Here is a 6,743-nt window from a genome sequence, read left to right as displayed (position 1 = left end):
ATGGTCCGCGTCCTGGTGAGGTTGGCGCGGCTGTACTTGTCGGACACTACGACTCGACGACCGGTCCGGCTGTCTTCTACCAGCTTGATAAGATCAAGAAATCCGATATGATCGACGTGAGTCTGGCCGACGGTACGGTTGCGCACTTTGCGGTGGACCGCATTCAGGAGGTCTCGAAGGCAGCGTTTCCGGTGGCGGAGGTCTACGGCAAGGTCGACCGGCCGGAACTGCGGCTGATTACCTGTGGGGGCGATTTTGACAGAAAAACCCACCACTATGTCGATAATATGATCGTTTTTGCACACGCTGTTTGATGAGGCGTCGCCGGCCGGGGTGCGCGGTGGCTGGGCGGAGGGACAGCTGCGGCAGCGTGCCGGGTAGCGGAGATGATCTGGACACCCCGCTGGGCACGAGGCCGCCTTGGGCGGAGTTACTCTTGTCCCAGTGTTGTGGGAGTTACCCTCGTTTCAGGGGCGTCGGTCTGTCACAGCCCTTATCGGAGGGGCCGTGAAGATCATGGTATCTCGGAGCGACTCGACGGCCAACCGCCGGAGGCGTCCCACCGCGGCTGTCGTGCCCATCCGGCTGGGAGCTTTTCTTGCCACCATGGTGGTCCTGGCCGGATGCTCGAATGGGAGCACCTCACCCTCAGCGGCCGGGCGGTCGTCATCCGGGGCACCTGTCGGGCAGGCCACCACCGTTGAGCCGCAGGTACGCCAGTCCACCAGGCCCACAACGCCCGGTGCGGACGTGGGCGCGCAGGCATTCCCGTATCAGCCGTTGTGGCCCTTTGCCAGCGCCGCGCAGGCACAAGCGTGGCAGGCGTCCGAGCGTTCGGGTGGGCACCAGCCGTGGCACCTCGACCCGGCGGGTACCGCGCTCTCCTTCACGCGTTATTTTCTCGGCTTCGCCGGCGTCGACCGGGTTCTGGCCAGCACCATCACCGGCGACGACGCTCGCGTCCAGGTCGGATACGCCACCGAAGGCGGCCGTACGGGCGTTGCAGCTGTCATCCACCTCGTCCGGTTCGGATCCGGTACCGACGCTCCCTGGGAGGTCGTCGGTACCGATGACTCGACCATCTCGCTCACCCAGCCTGCCTACGGGTCAACGGTGACGGTGCCGCTGACGGTCGGCGGGCGGATCAGCGGTGTGGACGAGAGCATCCACGTCTGGGTCAGGTCGACGTCTGGAACCGACGTCGGCCAGGTCGTCGGGGAGTTCTGCTGCCAGCCCGCGGGCGGGGACAACTCGGTGTGGACGACTACGGTGAGCACCACTGCGCCGCCCGGCCAGAGCCTCGTCGTGGTCGCCTCCACCGGTGGCCACCTGTATGACGTCGAACGCTTCACCGTGACCGGCGTCCGCCTCGCAGGCTAGATTTCCTCGGGGTCTCCGAGCGCGCAAGAAAAACGACGATCGCACGCCCGTCGGCCTACCAGGTTCCCTTTCCAGCCGTCAGCCTTTCCGGGGCCGGTCAGGCCAGGACCACGTCGATGGCCAGGTCACCCGCACCTTCAACGAAGCTCAGGTCCGTGATGCTCCCGGCGCTGCGCAGATCGGCCGCGGCCGCCGCCACCAGGGCCAGTAGATCGGCGTCACCGCTGACCTGGGCGGAGGCCACCTCGGCCTTCATCGAGACCTTGGCCGCCGATTTCGACCGCCGGATGGCCGTGAGCGCGGTACTGACCGCTTCGAGCTGGCGCGGGTCGCCGGTGTCGGCGAACTTGCGCAGCTCACCAGCTTCCGGCCAGCGGGCGCGGTGCATCGAACCAGGCTTCCACCACGACCAGACCTCTTCGGTGACGAACGGGAGAAACGGCGCGAACAGTGAGAGAATCGTGGACAGCGCGATGGCGAGCGCAGCGCGGGCGGATGCCGAACCCTGCGCACCGAACGACCCGTACGCGCGTCCCTTGACAAGCTCGACGTAGTCGTCACAGAACCGCCAGAAGAACGATTCGGTCAGTTCCAGGGCACGGGTGTAGTCGTAACCGTCCAATGCGGTGGATGCCGCGTCGACGACATCCGCGAGCGCCGCCAGCAGTGCCCGGTCGAGTGATTCGCTGACTGCACCCGGATCCTCGACCACGCCGAGCCCCAGGGTGAACCGGCTTGCGTTGAGCAGTTTGATGGCGAGCCGGCGACCGATTTTCATCTGTCCGACATCGAATGCGGTGTCGGTGCCAGGCCGACCGGATGCCGCCCAGTATCGCACCGCGTCCGAACCGTGCTGTTCAAGCAGGTCCAGGGGCGTGACCACATTGCCCTTGGACTTTGACATCTTCTTTCGGTCCGGGTCGAGAATCCAGCCGGAGATGGCCGCGTTCGTCCAGGGCAGCGTTCCGAATTCCGTGTGACTGCGCAGCACTGTCGAAAACAGCCAGGTACGGATGATCTCATGCGCCTGTGGGCGCAGATCCATCGGGAACACCCGCGCGAACAGGTCGTCGTCGCTGCCCCAGCCGGCGGCGATCTGCGGGGTGAGTGACGATGTGGCCCAGGTGTCCATCACGTCCGGGTCGGCGGCGAAACCACCGGGCACACCACGTTGGTCGTCGGTGAATCCAGGTGGTGTGTCGCTGGAGGGATCGATCGGAAGCATGGTCTCGTCGGGCACGATCGGCTGGTCGTGCCGGGGCAGGCCGTCGGAGTCCAGCGGATACCACACCGGGAACGGCACTCCGAAGAAACGCTGCCGGCTGATCAGCCAGTCGCCGGTCAGCCCGTCCACCCAGTTCTCGTAGCGGACCCGCATATGCGGGGGATGCCAGTGCAGTTCGCCGCCGCGGGCACGTAGCGCCGTCCGCAGGGTCTCGTCCCGTCCACCGTTGCGGATGTACCACTGACGGGTCGTGACGATTTCCAGCGGCCGGTCGCCCTTTTCGTAGAACTTCACCGGATGGTTGATCGGGCGCGGCTCACCCAGCAGCGCTCCGCCGGCGCGGAGCAGCGTGACGATCTGCTCGCGGGCGCTGTGCACGGTGCGGCCGGCCAACTCGGCGTAGCAGGCCCGGCCGGCCTCCGACACGATCGCGTCGGGTGGATCGGCGAGCAGCCTGCCGTCCCGGCCGATCACCGCTCGGGCAGGCAGCTGTAGCTCGCGCCACCAGGTCACGTCCGTCAGGTCACCGAAGGTACAGATCATCGCGATGCCGGACCCCTTCTCGGGGTCGGCGAGCCGATGCGAGAGCACCGGAACCTCGACGTCGAACAGGGGAGTGCGCACCGACGAGCCGAACAGGGACTGGTACCGCTCGTCGTCGGGATGCGCAACCAGGGCGACACAGGCGGCCAACAGCTCCGGCCGCGTGGTCTCGATGACCACATCCCCGTTGCCGGTCGCCGGCCCCTCGCTGTCCGTGCGGGCAAAGGCGAGCGTGTGGTAGGCGCCCGGGCGGTCACGATCCTCCAGCTCGGCCTGGGCGACCGCCGTGCGGAATGTCACGTCCCACAGGGTCGGCGCCTGCGCGAGATATGCCTCACCGCGGGCGAGGTTGCGCAGGAAGGCCCGTTGGGCGACGGCCCGGGACCGGGCGTCGATCGTCGCGTAGGTCATCGACCAGTCCACCGACAGGCCGAGCCGCCGCCACAGCTCTTCGTAGACCTTTTCGTCTTCGATCGTCAGCCGCTCACACAGCTCCACGAAGTTGCGGCGGCTGACCGGAACCTGCTCCTTGCCGGGCTTGTCCGGCGGGGTGTAGTCCGGGTCGTAGGGCAGCGACGGGTCGCAGCGGATGCCGAAGTGGTTCTGCACCCGACGCTCGGTCGGCAGGCCGTTGTCGTCGAACCCCATCGGGTAGAAGACCTCGCGGCCCCGCATCCGCTGGTAGCGAGCGATGATGTCGGTGTGCGTGTAGGAGAAGACGTGGCCTACGTGCAGCGAACCGGAGACGGTCGGCGGCGGAGTGTCGATCGCGTAGACCCGCGCCCGGTCAGCGGTCCGGTCGAACCGGTAGGTCGCCTGCTCCTGCCACGCGGCTGACCAGCGTTGCTCGATCCCGTCGAGAGTCGGCCGATCGGGAACGGACCGTTCCGGCTGATCCGGGTTCTGTTGGTTCCTGCCTTCTTCTGTCACCACAGGTAACGATCCTACGGGCCGGGTACAGCGGGGCCGGCAGTGCCCGCGTCCACCGCTTCCCCTCGCCCACCCGGCACGGCGGGTTGGCAGGATGAAGCCTGTGCCTGACACCACGCGGTATGCCGTCGATCCGACATCTCCGACCGGGACCTCCGCGTCGATGCCAGCTGGCAGTGCGCCCGACAGCGGTGCGCCCGACAGCGGTGCGCCCGACAGCGGTGCGCCCGACAGCGGTGCGCCCGACAGCGGTGCGCCCGACAGCGGTGCGCCCGAGCGCCCGCGGCCCCAGGAGCTGCTGGAGCTTGCGCTCGCAGTCGCCCAGGAGGCCGGCGACCTCCTGCTGCGGGGACGAGTCGGGGCGGTGGCAGCCGAGTCGACCAAGTCGTCTCCCACGGACGTCGTGACCGCGCTCGACCGGGCGTCGGAGGAGCTGGTCGGACGCAGGCTGCGCGAGGCACGGCCCGCGGACGGCCTGCTCGGTGAGGAGGGAGCCGACGACCCCGGCACCAGCGGTGTGCGCTGGATCGTCGACCCGCTGGACGGCACGGTGAACTACCTCTACAACCTGCCGAACTGGGCGGTGTCGATCGCGGCCGAGATCAACGGGACGGTGCTGGCGGGGGTCGTGCACGCCCCGGCCATGGGCGTCACCTACACCGCGGCGCTCGGTGAAGGGTCGGCCCGAAACGGGGTGACGCTGAGCGGTTCGGCCGTGGGAGACCTAGCCCACGCGCTGGTGGCGACCGGGTTCGGCTACACGGTCGAGCGGCGAACCGGCCAGGTGGCGGTGCTGACCCGCGTCCTGCCGCGGGTACGCGACATCCGGCGGATGGGCGCGGCCGCGCTGGACCTCGGCGCGGCCGCGGCCGGACTCGTGGACGCCTATTACGAGCGTGGCCTGCATCCCTGGGATCATGCCGCCGGGGCGCTGGTCGCCACCGAGGCCGGTCTGCGCGTCGGCGGTCTGCACGGTCGGCCGGTGTCGAACGATCTCACCATCGCCGCGCCCCCACAGCTGTTCGACCAGTTGCACGATCTGCTCGCCGCGGACCCGCCCGCCGACCGCGACTGACCGCATCGCCTTTGGCCCTAGGGCGTGTCTGATGGATATTGGTCGATGCGGCGGAGTTCTTCGCGGTATCGCTTGCCGTTCGCGGCATACTGGGCCGCCCCGGACGCGAAGGCGTTTTCCGCCACCGCGTCCGGACGGATCTTCGCGGGCACGCCGATCGCCAGTGCCCGCGGTGGTACCGCCACGTTGTTACCGACCAGCGCCTGCGCGCCGACCAGTGCGCCGGCGCCGACCACGGCCCGGTGCAGGACGACCGCCCCCGAGCCGACCAGCGACCCGTTCTCGACGGTGCAGCCTTCCAGGTGCGCGATGTGCCCGATGACACAGTCGTCACCGATGACCGTGGGGAACTCGGCGGTCGCGTGTACGACGGTGCCGTCCTGCACCGAGGTCCTGGCACCGATGTGGATCTCGCCGTAGTCGGCGCGCAGCACCGCGCCCGGCCAGATGGTCGACTCGGGGCCGATGGTCACCTTGCCGATCACGGTTGCCGCCGGGTGTACATAGGCGGACGGATCGATCTCGGGCACCCGGTCACCGAGCGCGTAGACAGCCACCGACATCTCCCTTCGGGCACGCCACTGTCGGGCGTATCACTGCGGGCTAACGGGCCAAAGGCAGCGCGATCATGGTTTTTCGCGCCGTCGGAGGCCGAGGTCTCCGGGGCGCAGTGGCCCCGCTTCATCCTGCCGCAAGGGCTTGGCCGGTGCCCGCGTCACCGCAGCGTGCGCAGGTCATCCCGGTCACCGGTCGCGGTTGCGGCCAGCGCCGGAGCAGGTTCAGCCCCGGAGCAGGCTTCAGCTGCCGTGGAGCAGGTTCAGCGTCCGTGGAGCATGCGGGTGAGCGCCCGGTACCGCGTCATGGCGGACGGTTTCCGGAAGAAGGAGATCGGGTTGACCGGCGCGGTCAGCTGCTGCACGGTCATCGCCTTCGGCCAGGCGAACTCCCGCAGCCCGTCCGCGCCCTGTACCCGTCCGAACCCGGAGTGCCCGACGCCGCCGAACGGCAGCCCGCCGACCGCAGTGAAGATCATGACATTGTTGACCGAGACCATACCCACCCGCAGTCGGTCTGCGATCTCCCGTCCGTGCCGGTGGGAGAACACCGAGGCGCCGAGCCCGAAGACGCCGCTGTTGGCCTTGGCCACGGCCTCGTCGATGTCACGCACCCGGGTCACCACCAGGGTCGGCCCGAACGTCTCCTCGGTCATCGCCAGGGCGTCGTCCGGCACGTCGACGAGCACGATCGGATCGATGAACGGCGGGCGCAGCGACTCAGGCCCACCGACCACCGCCCGCCCACCTCGGTCCAGCGCGTCGTGGAGGTGGCGACGCACGAGCTCGATTTGGCCGTGGAGAACCATCGGGCCGTATCCGGATGGTTCCCCGGCGCCCGCTGTGATCTTTCGTGCCTGGGTGGCCAGCTTGTCGAGGAAGGCATCGTAGACACCCTCGGTCACGAAGATCCGTTCAGTGGCGATGCAGGTCTGGCCGGAGTTGCCGATCCCGAGCCACAGCGCGCCGTCCACGGCCGCGTCGAGATCAGCGTCATCCGCAATGATCATCGCGTCCTTACCGCCCAGTTCCAGGA

Annotated in this window: 6 protein-coding genes; 3 read left to right on the top strand and 3 right to left on the bottom strand. The window is 68.4% G+C overall.

Going from position 1 to position 6,743, the window contains the following annotated elements; all coding sequences use genetic code 11:
• Both U9977_RS02220 and U9977_RS02215 read left to right on the top strand, forming a co-directional pair.
• A partial coding sequence (locus U9977_RS02220) for a sortase domain-bontaining protein (RefSeq protein ID WP_322747461.1) occupies positions 1-314 on the top strand: 314 nt, incomplete at its 5' end.
• A 202-nt stretch (positions 315-516) separates the two neighbouring features.
• Positions 517-1,380, top strand: a complete 864-nt coding sequence (locus U9977_RS02215) for a hypothetical protein (RefSeq protein WP_322747460.1) — start codon at positions 517-519, stop codon at positions 1,378-1,380.
• 97 nt (positions 1,381-1,477) lie between these two features.
• Here the strand turns inward: U9977_RS02215 and valS are convergent, their stop codons facing one another.
• The gene (gene valS / locus U9977_RS02210) at positions 1,478-4,081 is read right to left on the bottom strand and encodes a valine--tRNA ligase (protein WP_322747459.1); all 2,604 of its coding nucleotides are present in this window, start codon (positions 4,079-4,081) and stop codon (positions 1,478-1,480) included.
• A gap of 100 nt (positions 4,082-4,181) precedes the next feature.
• Here valS and U9977_RS02205 point away from each other — a divergent pair, with 100 nt between their 5' ends.
• Positions 4,182-5,153: an inositol monophosphatase family protein gene (locus U9977_RS02205; protein WP_322747458.1), complete on the top strand. Its 972-nt coding sequence runs from the start codon at positions 4,182-4,184 to the stop codon at positions 5,151-5,153.
• Between the two features lie 17 nt (positions 5,154-5,170).
• Here the strand turns inward: U9977_RS02205 and U9977_RS02200 are convergent, their stop codons facing one another.
• A complete protein-coding gene (locus U9977_RS02200; RefSeq protein ID WP_322747457.1) occupies positions 5,171-5,716 on the bottom strand; it encodes a gamma carbonic anhydrase family protein in 546 nt (181 codons plus the stop codon).
• Between the two features lie 254 nt (positions 5,717-5,970).
• Positions 5,971-6,743 (bottom strand): aldehyde dehydrogenase family protein (locus tag U9977_RS02195; protein WP_322747456.1); only part of this gene is annotated, 773 nt, incomplete at its 5' end.

Source organism: Protofrankia sp. Cas8 (genome assembly GCF_963555845.1).
Lineage (GTDB): Bacteria > Actinomycetota > Actinomycetes > Frankiales > Frankiaceae > Protofrankia.
Note: the sequence above shows the minus strand (reverse complement) of the source record. Positions and strands in the feature narration are given on the sequence as shown.